Below are 17373 nucleotides of genomic sequence, written 5' to 3'. Positions count from 1 at the left end.
TGTGATTGGCCGCAAAAACTGGCTCCATTCTGTTAGTGAAGCTGGTGCAAAAGCCAACGCAATTTGTTTGAGTATCGCAGAAACAGCCAAAGCGAACGGAGTAGATTTTTATCAATACCTTGTGAAGTTATTGACGGATCTTCCGAATCTTGATATTCACAGAAACCCAGAAATATTAAAACAATATCTGCCTTGGTCAAAAATGATCCAGGCTGAATGTGGAAAATAAAATAGCCGTATATCTGATAAAAAATCAATGATATATGGCTATTTATGATGCGTACCGTGAAGGTGCGCTATTTTTATATTTCGGGCTTACTGTTTTGCTAAGTTTTGGCTTGTCAGTTGTTTTATTTTACCAACAAGACTTTCTGTATCTTCATTTGAGATGAATTTGGCAGAAGAAACAGCATCGATTAGTAATCGCAGTTCATGAATTTCAAATAACCTACCTTGATGACTGTAATATTTCTCGACACCCTCTTTTGCCTGATTCACGGTAACATCAAACAGCAACGATTTCTCCAACTCGATTAAGTCATCACGGATTGCCTTTTTGCCAGGATAAACCTCGTATTCCTTGTAAAATTGATCCAGAATTTCTTCTAAAGTAAACTCATGGTCCTCATCAGTATATTTTGCTAACAACTCCTGCAATTTAAGGAGACGTTGTTTTGAAGAAAGTTTTACCACGTTAGGTTCAATTTTCAAATTTAATCATCCCTTTGTAGTTCCCTTTGGATGGATTTAAAGTTCGCGAATTTCATCCTCAGTTAGTTCTGTTAATTCAGCTATTTCCGTCAGTAAAAATCCTTTTTTTAGCAATTTCCTTGCAATGATTCTTCTTCCTTCTTTAAACCCTTCTTTTATTCCTTCCTTAAACCCCTCTTTAAGCCCTTCTTCCTTCCCTTTACGATAATAGCCCTGGAGATTACTTAATTGATCACGCAGTTCTCTCAATCTCACTTCGTATTCGGGACAGTTTTTCTTGTCTACACTTAAATTTTCCCATTCAATCAAGGCTTCGCGAACTTCTTCGATATTCATCGCCCATTCCTCCAGTTCTGCCAAAATTTCGCTGTATTGTATTTTCCGTTTTGCGTCAGCCGCTGACAACATCATCAACCATGGCAATTCGTGTTCGTTCTGTTCTTTTAACTTCCGCCTATATTTTTTCCATTGTACCATGGAACTGCTCAGGTCAATCAAATGGAATTCAAGTCGGTCAGACCATAGAAAAATAGCGGGAAGGTCCCACTATTTACCTAATATTTTACAATTTTTTAAGGAGAAATGGCAAAAAATAGTCATGACAAAGAACCAAAATTCTCTGTCATGACCTTTTATCGTTATTCAATGCTATTAGTTTGGGAACTGAAAGGTTATCTCCTTATTACTGTAAGATTCTAAATTTGGTAATGTTTAGGTAGACATACTAACTGTACTTCCGTTTCCATATAAGTGGATTCATTTAAAGTTCGCGAATTTCATCCTCAGTTAATCCTGTTAATTCAGATATTTCCGTCAGTGATAATCCTTTTCTCAGCAAATTCTTTGCAACGATTTTTCTTCCTTCTTTTATTCCTTCTTCCTTCCCCTTCCGATGATAACCCTGGAGATTGCTTAATTGATCACGCAGTTCCTTCAGTCTCGCTTCGTATTCGTCGCGGTTTTTCTTGTCTGCACTTAAATTTTCCCATTCAATCAAGGCTTCGCGAACTTCTTCGATATTCATCGCCCATTCCTCCAGTTCTGCCAAAATGTCACTGTATAGAATTTTCCGTTTTGCATCAGCCGCTGTTAACATCATCAGCCATGGTAATTCGTGTTCATTTTGTTCTTTCAATTTCCGATTATATTTTTTCCATTGTAACATGAAACTGCTCAGGTCAATCAAATGGAAAACTGCTGGAAAGGTTCATTTTTCTCCTAATATTTTACAATTTTTAATGAAAACCGGCAAAAAAATAGTCATGACTGAGAACCAAAATTCTCTGTCATGACCTTTTTCGTTATTCGATGCTATTAGTTTGAGCACTGAAAGGTTATCTCTTTATTACAGCAAGAGTTTATTTATGGTAATATTTAGGTAAACACACTAACTATCCCCCTGTTTTAAAAGTTCCCGAATTTCATCCTCAGTTAATCCTGTTAACTCTGCTATTTCCGTCGTTGATAAACCTTTTCTCCTCAAATTACTTACAATGATTCTGCTACCTTCTTTTATTCCTTCTTTTTTTCCCTTTTCAACTCCTAACTTAATACCTTCTTTAATCCCTTCTTCCTTCCCCTTACGATGATAGCCCTGGAGATTGCTTAATTGATCACGCAGTTCTCTTAATCTCACTTCATATTCGGCACGGTTTTTCTTGTCAGCACTTAAATTTTCCCATTCAATTAAGGCCTCGCGAACTTCTTCGATATTCATCGCCCATTCCTCCAGTTCTGCCAAAATGTCACTGTATAGAATTTTCCGTTTTGCATCAGCCGCTGTTAACATCATCAGCCATGGTAATTCGTGTTCATTTTGTTCTTTCAATTTCCGCCTATATTTTTTCCATTGTACCATGAAACTGCTCAGGTCAATCAAATGGAATTCGAGCTTATCAGACCATAGAAATCCTTCTTCGTCTTCTCTAATATGGAACTTCGTATGAAAGCGATCGGTTTCTGATGGGAATAGCGGATAGTTGACAATCGTGATGAAAATGGTAGGAGGTAGTAACGTGTATGAATCGCCTGAACTTAATGAAGAGGAAAACATTCGCGACCAATAATAAAGTGTCCGTTCTGGCATATCCTGTTGGTCTCTGATTTGAACTTCGACATTAATTCTTTCACCTAATGTCGTGAGTACAGTGACATCAAATCGTACCGTTTTACCATCGGTTCGATCTTTTACTTTTTCTGTATTTTCGAAGGTTAGGTCTATTATACGATTTGTCCCTTTCCTCCCTAAAATATCGTTTAGAAAAGCTATCGTAATATGCTTTCGGTTAGGTTGTCCAAAAAGTTGCTTAAACATAAAATCCAATTTCAAATCTAAGTATTCTTTTTTCATTTGAGGATATTCCTTTCAGGGGAGTGATAGGAAGTACGTATGTAATTATTGCCATTAGTTGATGAAGAATAGCAGTGACCACTGCCAACTCTGTCGGTCAAACAACGGTAAATCACAATATATTGTTAACTAAAAATTACTTTTGCTTTTTCCTTCATTTCATTGAATCGTTCATTTAACGGCTTGAGGATCATTCCATCGGAGGTAAAATGCCTTACTATAGACCGCAATTCATGTCTATTGAAATTTCCCTGATCATGAATTTTATATCCCCTTCCGTTAAGTTTATACCTTATCATAAAACTTTCGGCTTCCCTTCCTCTTTTTGGTATAATTTGAACAAAATTCAACACTGCCTCCTGGCACGTACAATCTGGATTCATACAATATGAGTCAGCAATGATAAATAACTTTCCATTGTACTCTAATTCGAAATAATCAGTATCTGGATTTGGAAAAACTTCAGAATAACAAACACTGAGACCTCTAACAATCTTCTTTAGAACTGGATTCATAAAACGACTCCTTTTTAAAAAATTTAGTTTGAACAGGAAACAGTCCCCTTTATCCAAGTGATAAACTGTATTATTTTAGTTATTAAAAGAAGTTTTGATGAGATGTTTTGATAGCAGGTTTGAGAACAATGGAAATGAAAGGGGATATTTCAAATTTAATAGAAGGAATTCTAAATTTAAAAAATATTATTTCGTTTTGGCATTTTATCACCTCCATTCTGAAGATGTAATTAAATTGTGCAATAATTATTGTATTTCTATGAATATCGTTCTTTCAATTTGAAGTTTGATGGAAAGAACGTTAAGAAAAGCCTCAACTTATAGTTGTATTTCTTAATAAACCAAAATAAATTGATGAGAAAAAAGATGAGTAAATTATTGAATGATGAAGTACGAAGAGTATCGCAGAAAAATTGAAGTAACACCATTATTATAATTTGTAATAAGGACAATAACTACATTCTCAATCACAATTCACAAAAACGTCAGAATATTAACTCAAAAAAAGTACCAGTCACCACCCGATTTTTCTTGTTTCACAGATCTTTGTGAAACAAAATTTTTCGACCGGTGCCTGGTACCAGTATGGTTAGGATTCTATTTAATTGATACTTTCACTGAGTAGCCAAGTTTTCTAAAAAACTCTTTTAATACTTTTTCTGCATTTTTTTCTGCTGTTTTTAATAGTCCTGATTCTTTTACTTCCTCCTTGATTTGCTGTTGTGCTTGTGCAGCAAAGTCATACCCTTCATCCCATTTAGGTTCTTGTCGGAATAATCCTTCCTCAGAGTATGTTATTACTTGATCCATTTGAATTGCGGGGTCCTGAATAAACTCAGCTGGCGGCAGAACGATTTCAAGTTCTTTTTCTTTTTCATTTATTTTCATATCCCTTTTGGAGACCTTGTTTAAGTCAACTCCTACAACGACAGTGGCAGGTACAATCAATAATAATTCTTGCTTTGTTCCAGGGAGATCACGCTTAATATCTTTTCCAAATATTTTATTGTCCGTTTGCTTAATCACAGTCTTAACATGCGCTTCAGCGGTTGCAAGAGTCGCTAGCTTCTGAACATCTTCAACAAAAATTGTAGTTTCTTGCTTATAAGTTCTTCCCCAAAACAACCAGATATTTACTAATACTGAAGCCAAAAACACAATGCTTAGAATAATTTTTATACCCCTAAATTTAAACTTAGGCTTAAATAATGGCACTGAAAGATTAGTCCCTTTACCTCTATGTCCGATTGTGGCGGAAGTATCACTCTCTCCCCTACCATGTCTTAACCCCATCAGTATTCTCCCCTTCCCACATTCTTCTCTCATTCTTTTGAATGAAAATATGAAATTACATCAATCAATCCCTATATTAAACTATTAATCCAATATTTTCGAAGTATAATATTAAATAATCTATGAACTGTGAACAAACATATAGCTGGTATAATTGGTTTCATTATCTTGGTTGCTTTGAATAAGATATTTCACATTTAGAATTAAACTGGAAAATCATCACAGTATAAGGTCAAAAAATCGATAATTGGTAGTTTACTTTATTTTTTTATTTTCATGTGTAAATGATGTACAACTGCCACATATTAATGTAGAGGTAAGCTGGAGAATATCAAAACCACGAGGAAAAGGAGATGATGTGATGAGTTATAAAGACCAATTTATTCCGAAAGTACACGAGGTATTTAGGAAGGAATTAATTATCAGAAGAACGGTAGAAGAAACATTTGCAATGATTAGAAATTATTTTCTATATTTAGAATATAGTTTGAAGGATGTATCGGAAGTTGCTCAAAAAAATTTCGAAATAGATGTCGAAGAATACTTTTGCAAGGTCCGACTGTTTAATTACAGAATGGAGGTAAAATTCACTAATAAAAAAATTCAAATAGAAAATATTCGTTCTGGATATGTGCATGAATTTTATTTCAATGAAAATACATACAGTTTTATAGGGCCAAATGATAAAGTTTTTGATGAAAGTGTATTAGATTCATTTTTAAAGGAAACATTTGATTCTTCAATAAGTGATTTACTTAGATAAAAAAATATACAGGACAAGGCACTCTGTTTATGGAGTGCTTTTTCTTTTGTCCAAAACAAACTTGAGTTCCACGGTAAATCGTCGTAACCGTCTCTCTGTTCAAAAATCACACAGAAAAACGCAGAGGTTTCAGCATCCTCTGCGTTTTGAGAATTTTATGACCTATTCTTTTTGGTTACACAACGATATGTTGCGCTTCTTGTTATTCTTTACCACTAAACTCTATAATATTTAAACCCTCAGATGCTTCTGGTGCTTCAAAAAATCTAGTAACTTGATTAAACACCACTTCCGTGTCAAAAGCTGCTCTTTCAGGTTGTTCACTCCGCCTTTGTGCAATTTGACGTAAGCATTGCTCGTTATTTAGATTGAGGAAAATTAGTTGATGGCTTGCATTGACCTCTGACGCGATATCCAACAACCACTTTCGCTGTTTTTGAGTGTTGCCCGGAAAATCCATCACGACGTCTGTACCGACACTTAATATGTTTTGGACAAGCTTTTTCACCAACGGTTTGAGTTGAGCTGAGAATTTTATATAGTCCTCAAATGATGCGACCTGATTGGGATAAAGAGATGACAGCCATTCATCCTCAGACAGCAGTACCGCATGCTTATCTATCGCCAGTTGTTTTGACTTAGTTGATTTTCCTGCACCCATTTTTCCACAGAAAAAGTATAGCGTCCCCAATTGTTTCATCTTTTTTATCCCCCGTGCTTATTTTAGTGGTTGTAAATCTTTTTATTGTTCTTCGTTTGTTTGTAAAGGATGATCAGCTAAGATTTTTTCCACTTCTTCAAACCCGGGTGGAAAAGCATAATTATATCGTGCTGGTAGGGCAAACACATAATCATTATTACGGCCCAATTCGCTTGGATCTACAGGAGCTGCTCCAACATGGAATACCTCCTGTTTTAGTGAATCCCATTGGTCAAGCGTAAATACCATGATTGGGATATCCTGACGCGGGGTTTGAGCAGTCCATTTAGGATCTCGAATCAAAATAATCGGACCTGTTTCAACAACTGCTCCGTCAGTTGAAGCAATACCTTCCCATTGATCAGTGACAATTGAATAACCTTCCCATTTTGCCGGAAGCTTGAAGCTAAATCCGTATTGAGTATTTTTATAGATAATTGAGCTGGAATCTTTAGATGAAGTCGAAGGTGACGGAGAATCGTTAGAAGTGGTATTCTGACTATCATTGGTGGAAGAATCTTTTTGAGTTTGACTATTACTGGTGGAGCTATTTTTTTGATTCTGATCTCCGCTTTCCGCACTATTTTTAGCACATCCTACCACAAGCAGTATAGCCAGAGCCACGAGAACCCACTTTAGAGATGACTTTTTGGATGCTATCGTCATATAAATTCTCCTCACATTCATTTTTTTGTGTACATAAGTCGAATGAAACTCTGCTATCACTCTTATTACTTTTATTATAACACCGCGGGATATAAAAGTCCCAGAATTATCCAATTGTGTATGTCTTTTCCTCAGGGTTAATGTATGAGAATAAATAGAGAACCGTGGTAACGGTTCCCATAAATTTTACTAGTAATAAACCCATCCAGTAATAATAAGATTACTAACCCTATTGTCCTTATAAACTCTAGCAATTAATTCTCTATTTCCTTCTCAAATAATCCTGTTAATTATCATTCTAAAGTTTAGCCAACTCTAGCTAAAGACGGAAAACTCCTATTTAAAACAAAAGATAATTGGTTTCAGAATTGTCGCTTCCCCACATCCTCCATCGACCAAACCTCATCGTGGAAAATCTTCAAGAGAAACCTGGCTCGTGTTCCACCTACATAAATATCCGCCGGGGTGCAAACCGGGCTGTTTTTCTTCACACCAATTATAAACACCACGTCTGATTCCAACCCTTTAAAGGCGCGGATCGTGCTGAACTTTATGCCATACTGATTTGACTGTTCTAATGGAACAATTGGCCATTGTCCAGAGCCAATTGTGTTTAAATCTTTTAAACTGCTTTTTTCTTTTCTATGTGTTGAGAGAATCGTGATTTTATGCGGGGAAAGCCCTTTACTGATTAGCTTGTTTAATTCTTTTTCAACCAGCCGCTTTTCATCCTGATAATCTTTCCAAGCAAAATACTCAACAGGCATCCCACCTGTGAGGCGGTAACGCAGCTTGGAGTTTTCAATTAACGGTTGGCACCATTCGTTAATTTTTTGAGTGTTTCTTAGATTAATGGTCAGCTTATGCTTCGACATTTGGAAATCCTTCAATGAGTCTAACCCATTTCCAAACAGATTCTGATGCCGATCAGCAAAGATATAAAAATGACCATCCTTTTTGACCATTTCATCCAAACAAAGATACCAACTCTCTTTAAAATCCTGTCCCTCATCGACAATGATTGCATCAAACTTTTCATTTTCCTCTTTTAATGAAAACAAATCGTACATTAGATTAGGCAGCGTTTCTTCATAAAACTCATTAAAATCACTCGGTTCATCAAAACTATATCCATTGTTCTTTAACGTCTCCGTCAAAAAATCATGAAAATTTGTTCCAATAATATTTTTATGTGAAGCGTACTTGTTAAATACAGTAACCAAATGTTTGTTGTAACAAGTGAGCAAAACCTTTTTCCCTTGTTCAGCCAAGTCGATAGCCTTCTTCATCCCAATGAATGTTTTGCCTGTCCCAGCTGCTCCGAAGAAAATTTTACGATGATCCTCTTCTGTTTCTTCGAGGATCCGTTCCTGTTCCTCGGTCAAAATAATAGCAGCTTGATTGGTCAATATATCAAGTTGATCATCTAGAGTTGAAAACATTCTAAATGAAGGAGAAAGGACTTTTGTTATCAGTTGTTTTGTCGCATCAATCGGACTTCTTTTATCATAAGTTGCAAATATGGCTTTTACTTTTCCTTCAAGATCCTCCATATCAGAAGAGGTCCAGCAGCTTTCTTCATGCAAATCTTCAGGAGTCATCCCCGTCTTCCGTGTCGTATCAGGGAAACAAAGAGCATACCGGAACCGGAGTGGAAAGTCATGGTCGTGGCTCACTGCTCGATAACGGTTTAATATCGCAAACATTGAATCACGTGCCTGTTTCAAGGGGGCCTTTGACAGTTGCTGATACGTGCCCCCCTTAAATTCCTGCCAGATGCCATTCGAATACTGGACTTCCCCTTCTTTCACCTCAACTACAACAAATCCATAGTTCGGGTGAACAATCACAAAGTCAGCCTCCCGAAGGCCATAAGGATCGGTTCGGTCATCATCTATGGAATATTTATAGGAATAAAAAACTGTATATGTTTCAGGAAGCTCACGCGCTTTTTCATAAAAATACCGCTCACCAGCATTTTCAATCGTACTAGGGATTAGGTCAGGAATCATTTTAGCCATATGGCACACTCCTTTCCTTACAGGTATTCTATGTTTTTCCACTAAATCCCTATTGAATAGATAAATTTAATAATTCGGACAAAAAAAGATAGAAATAGTCCCTTCTTGGGTTATTTCTATCATTTCAGTATATTTTAAAACATAATTATTAATATCCCCAATAAGGGGGAATATAAATTTTCATTATTTTACTATTTAATACCAAAATTATAATTTAGATATATTCCTTATCAAATATTTATAAAGTTCATCATCTGTCCAATTAAATCTTTTTTGCATAGCTATACAAAATGAAGCAAGTAGAAAAGGTCCTTCTGAATTTGATTGTAAATCTAATCCTCTTTGCTGAAGGTCTTCCAATTTGGAAATAACAATATCATAATCTTCTTGGTAAATACTTTTTGCTTCTGCCCTTAATTCTTCTGCGATGCTCATTAGCCCATACTCTTGTAACAAGTGTTCAGTTTTGCTATCAATGTCATATGTACAGGAAAAAAGAGCCGAAAACTCCTTCTCTGCATATATATCTAAGGAACCGAAAACATTTTTCACAGTTTTCACTAATTCAGATATAAGCTTAAACTCTTTTTTTCTAGGTAATAGCGACTTAACGATACTCGCATAATACCAATGCTGATCACGTTTTCCGGCATTAAACCGTTTCCATATATCCGTTCCGTATTGTTCTAAATCTTCTTGAATAGATTTTAAATTATGTAATTTATCGGCAGTAATAACCTGAATTTCTTCTAAATACGCACTTTTCAATTGGTCTATTGTATGTTGTTTTCTCTCTTGCCAAGGTAAACTCTTATCAATTTCAGATGCAGCTCTTACTAGCTTTGCAATACGAGTTCCAAACTGTTTTTCCAACTCTTCATATGTAGTGTTAGTGTCTTCTAGTGTGTCATGAAGAATTCCGGCTGCAATTACTTCATCACTACATTTTGCCTTTTGCAGAAGCATTCCCACCGCAAAAGGATGTGTGATATATGGTATGTCGGTGGATTTTCGATACTGGTTTTTATGTGTATAATTGCATATTCAATAATATCCATTCCTCATCCTCCTTTGTTTCATTTTGAATAATAATGAGGCTACTAGGCTCGGCGTTAAATCCATTTTCTAAACCTTTAAGACCCCGCACCCGCAGAGATTCAATCACTATCGCAACTATTGTTTGTTCCATGTCTATTATCTATAAGAATGAGTAACCTTTTCCAGCAGGCTTGCTAACTCTTCAACACTTTTACAATGCTTTATTGCATAGTGTCCCATTTTGGTTTTATCAGGATGATTCTTAAATTCCTCTAAATGATCAACATACAGGTATCCACCAACCCCTCCATTGACTAGAGGTTTTACTCTAGTTGCAACATTTCTTTTTTTTCCTAAAAAACGGTTATCAAAATCATATTCAAAACATTGGCCGTTTTTTATTGGATGAGGCTTTAAACCATAGGATTTAAACAAATCATCAACATTCTTAAAAGTTATCATTATGAACCTGTCCTTTAAGTTTTTCTATTTATTTGTCTAGTTCCTTCAAAAGCAACCCGATTTTTTCCCTATTAATTACTATATACACAAACTATAGTCATCAACGAATTTGTTTAAAAACTATCATAAGTCCAGATATTTACGATTGAATTCCTTGTAGTAATTAATTAGCTCTTTAGACTTTAAAAGTACACTTAATTGATGCACTAAGTCTTCCCATGTAAGTAAGATAAATTTGTCCTTCCAGCCGTTCTCCAATATTTCCTTTCGTGCTGCAAGTGCTTCTTCCCTAATCTTTATGTTTTCATTTGGATAAAGAAAAATAACATAACTGTCTTCGGCAATATGAAGAAGGTTTCGCATTGCTTGATAATTCCGTAGAAAAACCTCTAAATTTTTATAATCTTCTTTTATTGCAGGATGGTCCTTTAATATTGGAAAATAGGTTTTTTCAAATTTCCTAATATGTTCGGGATCTTCCTTTTGTTTCCCAAATTCAGTTTCTGAGTATTTTATTTCAAAATGCAGTTTAACTCCTGAGCCTAACTTCATAAAAAAATCAAAATTCGTTTTCCGTTCGTTTTCTTTTTCAAGCATTGACTTTTTTTCAAAAACTATGTCATCAGAATTATAGTTAACAATATCCTTGATTGAAAGAATTTTTAAAAGTTTATCTAATTGTTGTTCTTTTATTAATGGATAGAAAAAATTTATACAAACTGCTTGTGAGGAATTTAAATGATGGAAATATTTATGAAAGGTAATGTTTTCTTTATAGTCAGATTCGTTAAAATCATTACGATATTTTTCTAGTAAATTTAAATTTGCCAATTCTCTTGGAAGAATATAGTCATATTCTTTTTCAAAAACTGTATCCCCCTTCTTATACAGGTACGTTCCCGGCTGTGAAATAAGTAGGGTATTTTTCTTATAATCTCCTAAATGTCCCTTTACTCTGCTCTGAAAATCAACCATTTCCGATTTCCCCTTTCATTAGGTAATATTGATTGATATAAACTTTTTTATTCGAAAATAAACCAGCCTTTCACCTATATGTTTTTTTGAGTATAAACATCGTGCAATTTTTCCTATATATATTTCGCCTCCCTTCAAATTGTTTATTTGTCGCTTTATTTTGTTTTTTTATTGCTGGCCAGTTTAGCTCTTCTTTCTAACTCCCTTAATGCCCTCATTTCCCAATTCAGCACTTCCTCACTTGATTTGCAATTTCCAAAACTTTGGTTCGTAATACATAAATGCATAATCCTTCTTACATAATCGGACATACCATCGTCTACACAATCCCAATATATATAGAAGTCAAGAATTTCTTCTGGGGTCGCAAATCCAAATAAGTCAGATACATCATTTTCCGTTATATAGTCAAATATTATTTTTATCTCCTTGAGAATCATAGATCCAGCTCCTCTTTAGAGAAATTTATATTATTATCAAAAGAATAACTTACAGGTTTAGTATAAAATATCCTTTTACGTGACCCTAACCAAATACAGGAATGGTACCAATGTACACAAACAAGTAACCTGTTACTACTTCTCTAACTTTTTCTGGAAAACATTACTATTTACTTAATTATAGCTCTTTGCCTAATCTTAATTTTCTAACATTTAGTGTATTTTTTAAAATAAACTGAAAACAGAAGACAGTGGAACGGTTCCATTGTTCACTTAATATTTTGCATTTTTATGAAAATCCGTAATAAAAAAAGGCATGGCAAAGAACCTAAATTCTCTGTCATGACCTTTTTATCCTTATACAATGCCACTAGTTTGAGCACTAGCAAGTTATCTACTAATTACTGAAGGAGTCTATGATTAGTAATATTTAGGCAGGCGCGAACCCCCCGGTTTCACAACTAATTTTTGCTCTCATAATTTTTGATTTCGTCTACTACCCAACTCAGTATTTCGCAAAGTTTTTCTCTTGCTTCTGCTGTCTTTAGTTTTTCCCAGAGAAATGACGGTCGCAAATTCAAGCTTTTTTCTGGAATTTCAACATTTAATAATTCCTTTAATTTTAATTGAAAATCTACTCTTTTATCCCATTCCGAAAATGGGGGATTATTTTTTAAATGCTGAAATTGGAGTTCAAATGACCCATTTGTCCACATGCCTATTAAGTTATGGCTTTCCACACCGTCATATACAAAGAATATTGAACCCATTACTTTACCTTGACCATACCAAATACGGTAAGGTCCAGCAGAAAGTAGAGTAAAAATTTCTTGGTAAACCTGTTTTGCCTCATTTCCGAGTCTATTTTCCACTTCAGTCATAAAGGATTCTTTGTTCCATTGTTTCTTTGTAATTATCTTCTTTTGTGCTGTACTGTTGGTTAATCCAATAACACGAGGAACGAGTGTCTTAATATTTTTCTCGGAATTGAGGTATTGTTTAATCTCAATTCCAAGGACTTCTGATTTTGTCATTTGGTCATTCATAAATTCTATTATTCTCCGTAGTTCATCAGGAATTATGTCAGCTACAAATAACATCCTAATAATACCTTCGTGTAAATTCGCCTGAACTTTTGTCCAGAAATCTTCAACATTTTCGTCATCCTCATATTCAGATCCAAGTAAATCATTTAAAACTTCAAAAGCATCTTTCCCATCATTCAAATATTTTTCATGAAAGGCTTTTTGGATGGTTTCTATCGGCCAGTATTTTGTAGCATTGGCAGCATAATCCATCATTTGCCCCACTACCTCTCTACGAATTCGAGTATCTGTACTCCTCTTTACCTCAATAAAAGTTGGAATACAATCCTGGTCAATAAACAAATGGTCTATGCGCCATTGGGGATTTCCATCCATAACAGATGGTATCCCAAATTCTCTGGCAATTGGAATCCATCTCCTGGGAATTTCTTGATTAATCTGATCCCCAGCAAGTAAATCTGGATAATTATCCAACAGTTTTTGCAAAAGTTCTTCAGAATCGTAAGAAGTCTCTTCCATTCTCAATAAAGTGTTATCCTCTGAGATAATAAAAATACTTCCGTTTTGCACTATGATTCCCTCCATTTTTGGAAAGATATTCTTAATTATTTTGCAAAGTCTTGTTGACCAAAAACGTTTACTCACCCTCGACTATTTATCCATATATTCCTCAAGGGATTTTGACAAAGGCATCTCGTTTTGTTGAGTTAGAGCTATCGTCTTTTGAGTAACTTATAATTGTTAGCTAGTTCCTTTACTATAATACCCTCCCACCACTTCAATTTATCAATGATGCTAAAGATTATTTCTGTAGGATTATCACTACTTAAAAAATCTCATACTGCGCTCTGACAATTTTCTTAACCATTTCCAACTTTTCTTTTGAATCAATTATTTCAAATGGAATATACACTTCATGTTTTTTTAAATTAAAGCCGCGCAGTTCTTGGATATCAAAACGTAAGAGTTGTTGAATTTCTTTTTGAATCATTTTTCCTTTATGAGATTCTTGATGGCAAACTTTGATCGCTTACCAGCAAAGAATCGAATAGGTTTATAGCCTAATGTTAGACTTTTTTGAGCGAGGGTAAATTCCATTGGACCTAAACCATTGATGAATTTATGTAATTCATTAAATACTTGTAATTCGTTCACTTTCTTCCCCCCTTTAACTGAAGCAGTTGGTCAACTATTACTATAGCATTCTTGTTTGTTCGTGCAAGAACACTCAACCATAATCCCCTTAATACTCCCATGGTTCTATCTGATCAATAGATTATCACCCATCCGAAATGGTCCAACGGTAATTCACTTATTTCATTCTAATATTAATTTTGTCCTGTTATTCTATGATAAAATTACCATAAGTTAACATTTTACATTAGTATGGAGTTGGTGTTTTTTTTATGATTCAAAGTAATTTAGATACTGCGCAACAAATGGCGACAGCACATAACTCGGCTGTGACAGAAATTCAAGGAACTAGTAGAAATTCAGTAACAGCCGATAACTCATCAAATATTAAAAGAGGCTAAAAATGAGAAGTAAAATTAAGGTTTGGAGTATTGTTCTACTAGGGTTGAGTTGTTGTATTTGTGTAATACTTATATTTTTTAATAAGAGTTCTCAAAATAGCGATGTTTTATTGGAAATACCCAAAAAAATTGAATGGGGCATGAGTTCCAAAGAATTAAAAAATGAAGTTGGAATCCCTCATAAAATTATTACAGGAGAGCAGAAGGTTACAGCGCTTGAAAGAAAGGATGATGATTTGCAAGCTGACGGAGATGGTATTTTGGAAAAAATGCCACAAAAATATTTTGACGCCATACAACTTCGTAAAAACACTAAGTATATTAATACAAATAGATATGATGTCTGTTATGAGTATAAGATAAAAGGTTTCTCATATATTCGTTTTTATTTTTATAAAGGGGAGCTTGTAGATTTTAAGGTAGGGACTATGACAATGAATGAAAAGGAATATACCTATACTAAAAATCGTATTGAAAAAAGATACGGCAAATTTGATTAGGAGATATTATGAAAAAAATTTTTGCTCTCATCATAACTTGTTTAGCATTGGTAGCAGTTGGTACTGCAACTTTCGTTTACAATAATAATTATGATAATAATGATAATTTAACAGTTAGTAATATTCATAATAAAGTAGTTTTTGGTAAGACAACGAAAAAAGACTTGGAAAATTTATATGGCAAACCTACAGAGGTAAACAATAATCATAAGTCAGTTAATAAAACATTTGATTATTGGAATGATTTTGAGGGTGGGGTTGACTATATGTTGGAAGATAATACTGATTACTGGGAAACTGTGAGAATTTATGAACCGGCTTTAAAGAAACAAGCAAAAATGAAAATTTATGATTATGATAGTTATTTAGAATACAAAGGGAAAAACTTAGGTGTCAATTATGTGAGGTTTTATTTGAATAAAAATATAGTATATGGACTTCAGTTTGGGAAGAATATTACTAATGATAAAATTGCTAAAAAAGATAAATACCTTAAACGATTATATTAGGCATATAAAATAGAAAACAAGAAAAACAACCGGAAACACAGGAAGGTTCACAGGGACATCACACCCTCTCCCAGTGAACATAGCATAAGGATATTTCTGGCCAATTTCGCAGAAATATCCTTATTAATATCCCCTCCCACAACATTTCTTAAATTTCTTTCCGCTTCCACAAGGACAGGTCTGTCCCACATTCATAAAAAAAAGTAATCCAGTTCCTCCTGATAGCCGATATCTCCCATAAATCTATTAACATGTTGGCGTTGGATGGTTTGAGATTGGCCTAATTTAATCTGGGTTAAGTGAAGCTGTGCTGCCATATAAGCATGTTTGACAGACGAGTTTAATTGAAGCTTTTGGAAAACTCTTGTTAAAGCATTCTTGTTTGTTCGAGAAATATCGAATAGATAAACACCTATAGAATGTAATAGTTTAGTATTCTTATCGGTCTCTACATTCTTTAATTCTGCATGAATGTCCTCTAATGACGTCGCCATTAACCGGATGTGTAAGCCACTGCTAATGTTATATTTAATTTTCAACTCATCGATAAGTAATTTATGTGAAATGGCATTATCTATTTCACCAATTAGCACCTGCATGTCTTCATCAAACATCACAATTGAATCCATCGTGATGAGACCTGGTGGTCGATAGTGAACCAGCAAATGGCCTAGTTCATGTGCTTCGGCTTCAAGGCGCTCTTCTTTCGATAAGGAATCAAGTATATAAATCTGCCAAACGTTTCGCTCATTTGTAGCTTCAGCGGGACTCTGCGCACACAAACAATATGCTTCTGCATTTTCGATTGGTATAAGATTTATCTGATAGTTACATAAAGACTCCACATCTAATCTTAATTGTTCTAATGAATTTAGCATGAAAGTTATCCCTCCTTATTGGTCGTTCGCTTACATCTGAAAAAATGTGAGCAATGAGGTAAAACTTTGATGATTAGAAACCTTCCCTGTCAAAAAAACATGAGCCTACCCATTTTTAAGTAGACTCTCGTTGTTATCTATGTAAAATACGTTTCTAAGTGCAGTTAAATCATTAACTAATTAAAGTTTCCCTAAAAAGTAAGTTGTGTACCTTTACTATATCAAATTCTCTTAATCTATTCATTCAAATGGTGGATTTTCGAGCAAGCATAAGGATTGATAAGCGGAGAAATTCCGTCTAATGCATAAAGAGGAAGCTCAAATAGCCCAAATAAACGGAGATTTTCAGGCTGTTGAAAAAGTGGTTTTATGCAACCCAATCCCGCCTGTTCCAAGATGAGAAGATTCGAACTAGATTAATGAAATAAATAAAAAAGTCAGGATTCCCCTGCTGAGATTGCTTGGCTAGGCGCCTAGCAATCTTCTTTAGGTTCTGTGCCACTGCCGTCATGAGTGCTTGTTCCTGGGTTTTCTCTTTTCCCCGGAACCGGCAACGGCGAAGCCCGTGGAGTGTTTTAGCATCCGCGAAGCTTCGCTCTATGGTTTGGCAACGTAATTGGTATATGGCATTCCCAATTTTACTTTGACGGTTTTGGACTACTCTTTCCTTGTGCGTTTCCCATATATGTCGCTGGATAATCCTTTGCTTATTCGCACTTGAGGTACATTGTTTTAGGAAAGGGCAATCATTGCATACATTAGAATCCGACTTATACTCTCTATATCCTTGACGGTTTGTATTGCCATAGACTAGTTTTTTGCCCGCTGGGCAAATATAGACATCTTGTTCCGTGTCATAAATGAATTGGGATTTAGAAAACTTACCTTCTGTATTAAAAGCTTTACGCTCAGCAATGACAGGGAAAAGGTTCATATCAAGTGTCTTTTTACAAATGTGAGCAGTGAAGTAA

The 17373-nt window shown here is 34.8% G+C and carries 24 protein-coding genes; 5 read left to right on the top strand and 19 right to left on the bottom strand.

Going from position 1 to position 17373, the window contains the following annotated elements:
* Positions 1 to 229, top strand: a 229-nt coding sequence (locus HHO41_RS21300; RefSeq protein ID WP_211171269.1) for a transposase domain-containing protein, incomplete at its 5' end; no start/stop codon positions are given.
* A gap of 86 nt (positions 230 to 315) precedes the next feature.
* On the opposite strand, the gene HHO41_RS21295 is transcribed toward HHO41_RS21300, so the two are convergent.
* The 6 genes from HHO41_RS21295 to HHO41_RS21270 form a co-directional block, all read right to left on the bottom strand.
* Complete coding sequence (locus HHO41_RS21295; protein WP_169102467.1) at positions 316 to 711, bottom strand: hypothetical protein; 396 nt, start codon at positions 709 to 711, stop codon at positions 316 to 318.
* 36 nt (positions 712 to 747) lie between these two features.
* Positions 748 to 1188, bottom strand: coding sequence for a hypothetical protein (locus HHO41_RS21290; RefSeq protein ID WP_211171268.1), 441 nt, complete (start codon positions 1186 to 1188; stop codon positions 748 to 750).
* Between the two features lie 283 nt (positions 1189 to 1471).
* Positions 1472 to 1876, bottom strand: a complete 405-nt coding sequence (locus tag HHO41_RS21285) for a hypothetical protein (protein ID WP_211171267.1) — start codon at positions 1874 to 1876, stop codon at positions 1472 to 1474.
* A 222-nt stretch (positions 1877 to 2098) separates the two neighbouring features.
* A complete protein-coding gene (locus HHO41_RS21280) occupies positions 2099 to 3061 on the bottom strand; it encodes an Rpn family recombination-promoting nuclease/putative transposase (RefSeq protein ID WP_169102465.1) in 963 nt (320 codons plus the stop codon).
* A gap of 125 nt (positions 3062 to 3186) precedes the next feature.
* A complete protein-coding gene (locus tag HHO41_RS21275) occupies positions 3187 to 3576 on the bottom strand; it encodes a hypothetical protein (RefSeq protein ID WP_169102463.1) in 390 nt (129 codons plus the stop codon).
* 597 nt (positions 3577 to 4173) lie between these two features.
* Positions 4174 to 4869 carry a DUF4230 domain-containing protein gene (locus HHO41_RS21270; protein ID WP_248278568.1) on the bottom strand — a complete coding sequence of 232 codons (696 nt, stop codon included), beginning with the start codon at positions 4867 to 4869 and terminating at the stop codon, positions 4174 to 4176.
* A 361-nt stretch (positions 4870 to 5230) separates the two neighbouring features.
* Between HHO41_RS21270 and HHO41_RS21265 the strand changes: the two genes are divergently transcribed.
* Positions 5231 to 5632: a hypothetical protein gene (locus HHO41_RS21265; RefSeq protein ID WP_169102458.1), complete on the top strand. Its 402-nt coding sequence runs from the start codon at positions 5231 to 5233 to the stop codon at positions 5630 to 5632.
* A 202-nt stretch (positions 5633 to 5834) separates the two neighbouring features.
* Here the strand turns inward: HHO41_RS21265 and HHO41_RS21260 are convergent, their stop codons facing one another.
* The 10 genes from HHO41_RS21260 to HHO41_RS22500 all read right to left on the bottom strand — a co-directional run bounded on the left by HHO41_RS21260 (position 5835) and on the right by HHO41_RS22500 (position 14135).
* Positions 5835 to 6332, bottom strand: a complete 498-nt coding sequence (locus HHO41_RS21260; RefSeq protein ID WP_169102456.1) for a P-loop nucleotide/nucleoside kinase family protein — start codon at positions 6330 to 6332, stop codon at positions 5835 to 5837.
* 42 nt (positions 6333 to 6374) lie between these two features.
* Positions 6375 to 6998 carry a hypothetical protein gene (locus tag HHO41_RS21255; RefSeq protein ID WP_169102454.1) on the bottom strand — a complete coding sequence of 208 codons (624 nt, stop codon included), beginning with the start codon at positions 6996 to 6998 and terminating at the stop codon, positions 6375 to 6377.
* Positions 6999 to 7360: 362 nt separating this feature from the next.
* The gene (locus tag HHO41_RS21250) at positions 7361 to 9019 is read right to left on the bottom strand and encodes an NERD domain-containing protein (RefSeq protein WP_169102452.1); all 1659 of its coding nucleotides are present in this window, start codon (positions 9017 to 9019) and stop codon (positions 7361 to 7363) included.
* A 207-nt stretch (positions 9020 to 9226) separates the two neighbouring features.
* Complete coding sequence (locus tag HHO41_RS21245) at positions 9227 to 10063, bottom strand: HD domain-containing protein (RefSeq protein ID WP_481747109.1); 837 nt, start codon at positions 10061 to 10063, stop codon at positions 9227 to 9229.
* 150 nt (positions 10064 to 10213) lie between these two features.
* On the bottom strand, positions 10214 to 10519 hold the full coding sequence (locus tag HHO41_RS21240) for a hypothetical protein (protein WP_169102450.1): 306 nt from the start codon (positions 10517 to 10519) through the stop codon (positions 10214 to 10216).
* A gap of 123 nt (positions 10520 to 10642) precedes the next feature.
* Complete coding sequence (locus HHO41_RS21235) at positions 10643 to 11494, bottom strand: PGN_0703 family putative restriction endonuclease (RefSeq protein WP_169102448.1); 852 nt, start codon at positions 11492 to 11494, stop codon at positions 10643 to 10645.
* Between the two features lie 155 nt (positions 11495 to 11649).
* The gene (locus HHO41_RS21230; protein ID WP_169102446.1) at positions 11650 to 11934 is read right to left on the bottom strand and encodes a hypothetical protein; all 285 of its coding nucleotides are present in this window, start codon (positions 11932 to 11934) and stop codon (positions 11650 to 11652) included.
* Between the two features lie 461 nt (positions 11935 to 12395).
* Entirely contained in the window at positions 12396 to 13550 is a 1155-nt protein-coding gene (locus HHO41_RS21225) for a hypothetical protein (protein ID WP_169102444.1), read from the bottom strand.
* A gap of 256 nt (positions 13551 to 13806) precedes the next feature.
* A complete protein-coding gene (locus tag HHO41_RS22505) occupies positions 13807 to 13971 on the bottom strand; it encodes a hypothetical protein (RefSeq protein ID WP_248278567.1) in 165 nt (54 codons plus the stop codon).
* Entirely contained in the window at positions 13968 to 14135 is a 168-nt protein-coding gene (locus HHO41_RS22500; RefSeq protein WP_248278566.1) for a hypothetical protein, read from the bottom strand. Before HHO41_RS22500 ends, HHO41_RS22505 begins: the two co-directional genes overlap by 4 nt.
* Positions 14136 to 14386: 251 nt before the next feature.
* Between HHO41_RS22500 and HHO41_RS22675 the strand changes: the two genes are divergently transcribed.
* Genes HHO41_RS22675 through HHO41_RS21210 form a run of 3 tightly spaced genes read left to right on the top strand, consistent with a single transcriptional unit; the run spans position 14387 to position 15524 of the window.
* Positions 14387 to 14515 (top strand): hypothetical protein, encoded by a 129-nt coding sequence (locus tag HHO41_RS22675; protein ID WP_282434297.1) that lies wholly within the window; start codon positions 14387 to 14389, stop codon positions 14513 to 14515.
* 2 nt (positions 14516 to 14517) lie between these two features.
* The gene (locus HHO41_RS21215; protein ID WP_169102442.1) at positions 14518 to 15015 is read left to right on the top strand and encodes a hypothetical protein; all 498 of its coding nucleotides are present in this window, start codon (positions 14518 to 14520) and stop codon (positions 15013 to 15015) included.
* Positions 15016 to 15023: 8 nt separating this feature from the next.
* Positions 15024 to 15524: a hypothetical protein gene (locus HHO41_RS21210; protein ID WP_169102440.1), complete on the top strand. Its 501-nt coding sequence runs from the start codon at positions 15024 to 15026 to the stop codon at positions 15522 to 15524.
* Positions 15525 to 15647: 123 nt separating this feature from the next.
* Here HHO41_RS21210 and HHO41_RS22840 read toward each other — a convergent pair whose 3' ends face one another.
* From HHO41_RS22840 to HHO41_RS21195, 3 genes are all read right to left on the bottom strand, one after another.
* Positions 15648 to 15719 (bottom strand): SEC-C metal-binding domain-containing protein, encoded by a 72-nt coding sequence (locus HHO41_RS22840; protein WP_169102469.1) that lies wholly within the window; start codon positions 15717 to 15719, stop codon positions 15648 to 15650.
* The gene (locus HHO41_RS21200; RefSeq protein WP_169102438.1) at positions 15716 to 16402 is read right to left on the bottom strand and encodes a hypothetical protein; all 687 of its coding nucleotides are present in this window, start codon (positions 16400 to 16402) and stop codon (positions 15716 to 15718) included. Before HHO41_RS21200 ends, HHO41_RS22840 begins: the two co-directional genes overlap by 4 nt.
* Positions 16403 to 16769: 367 nt before the next feature.
* Positions 16770 to 17373 (bottom strand): transposase (locus HHO41_RS21195; RefSeq protein WP_169102436.1); only part of this gene is annotated, 604 nt, incomplete at its 5' end.

Source organism: Bacillus sp. DNRA2 (genome assembly GCF_012843265.1).
GTDB lineage: Bacteria > Bacillota > Bacilli > Bacillales > Cytobacillaceae > Bacillus_BU.
This window is presented reverse-complemented; position numbering and strand designations above follow the sequence as displayed.

Excerpts from the sequence above, each read along its gene's own strand:
- HHO41_RS21290 (WP_211171268.1), bottom strand. The coding sequence starts at position 1,188 with ATGGTACAATGGAAAAAATATAGGCGGAAGTTAAAAGAACAGAACGAA.
- HHO41_RS21285 (WP_211171267.1), bottom strand. The coding sequence starts at position 1,876 with ATGTTACAATGGAAAAAATATAATCGGAAATTGAAAGAACAAAATGAA.
- HHO41_RS21280 (WP_169102465.1), bottom strand. The coding sequence starts at position 3,061 with ATGAAAAAAGAATACTTAGATTTGAAATTGGATTTTATGTTTAAGCAA.
- HHO41_RS21275 (WP_169102463.1), bottom strand. The coding sequence starts at position 3,576 with ATGAATCCAGTTCTAAAGAAGATTGTTAGAGGTCTCAGTGTTTGTTAT.
- HHO41_RS21270 (WP_248278568.1), bottom strand. The coding sequence starts at position 4,869 with ATGGGGTTAAGACATGGTAGGGGAGAGAGTGATACTTCCGCCACAATC.
- HHO41_RS21265 (WP_169102458.1), top strand. The coding sequence starts at position 5,231 with ATGAGTTATAAAGACCAATTTATTCCGAAAGTACACGAGGTATTTAGG.
- HHO41_RS21260 (WP_169102456.1), bottom strand. The coding sequence starts at position 6,332 with ATGAAACAATTGGGGACGCTATACTTTTTCTGTGGAAAAATGGGTGCA.
- HHO41_RS21255 (WP_169102454.1), bottom strand. The coding sequence starts at position 6,998 with ATGACGATAGCATCCAAAAAGTCATCTCTAAAGTGGGTTCTCGTGGCT.
- HHO41_RS21250 (WP_169102452.1), bottom strand. The coding sequence starts at position 9,019 with ATGGCTAAAATGATTCCTGACCTAATCCCTAGTACGATTGAAAATGCT.
- HHO41_RS21240 (WP_169102450.1), bottom strand. The coding sequence starts at position 10,519 with ATGATAACTTTTAAGAATGTTGATGATTTGTTTAAATCCTATGGTTTA.
- HHO41_RS21235 (WP_169102448.1), bottom strand. The coding sequence starts at position 11,494 with ATGGTTGATTTTCAGAGCAGAGTAAAGGGACATTTAGGAGATTATAAG.
- HHO41_RS21230 (WP_169102446.1), bottom strand. The coding sequence starts at position 11,934 with ATGATTCTCAAGGAGATAAAAATAATATTTGACTATATAACGGAAAAT.
- HHO41_RS22505 (WP_248278567.1), bottom strand. The coding sequence starts at position 13,971 with ATGATTCAAAAAGAAATTCAACAACTCTTACGTTTTGATATCCAAGAA.
- HHO41_RS22675 (WP_282434297.1), top strand. The coding sequence starts at position 14,387 with ATGATTCAAAGTAATTTAGATACTGCGCAACAAATGGCGACAGCACAT.
- HHO41_RS21215 (WP_169102442.1), top strand. The coding sequence starts at position 14,518 with ATGAGAAGTAAAATTAAGGTTTGGAGTATTGTTCTACTAGGGTTGAGT.
- HHO41_RS21210 (WP_169102440.1), top strand. The coding sequence starts at position 15,024 with ATGAAAAAAATTTTTGCTCTCATCATAACTTGTTTAGCATTGGTAGCA.
- HHO41_RS21200 (WP_169102438.1), bottom strand. The coding sequence starts at position 16,402 with ATGCTAAATTCATTAGAACAATTAAGATTAGATGTGGAGTCTTTATGT.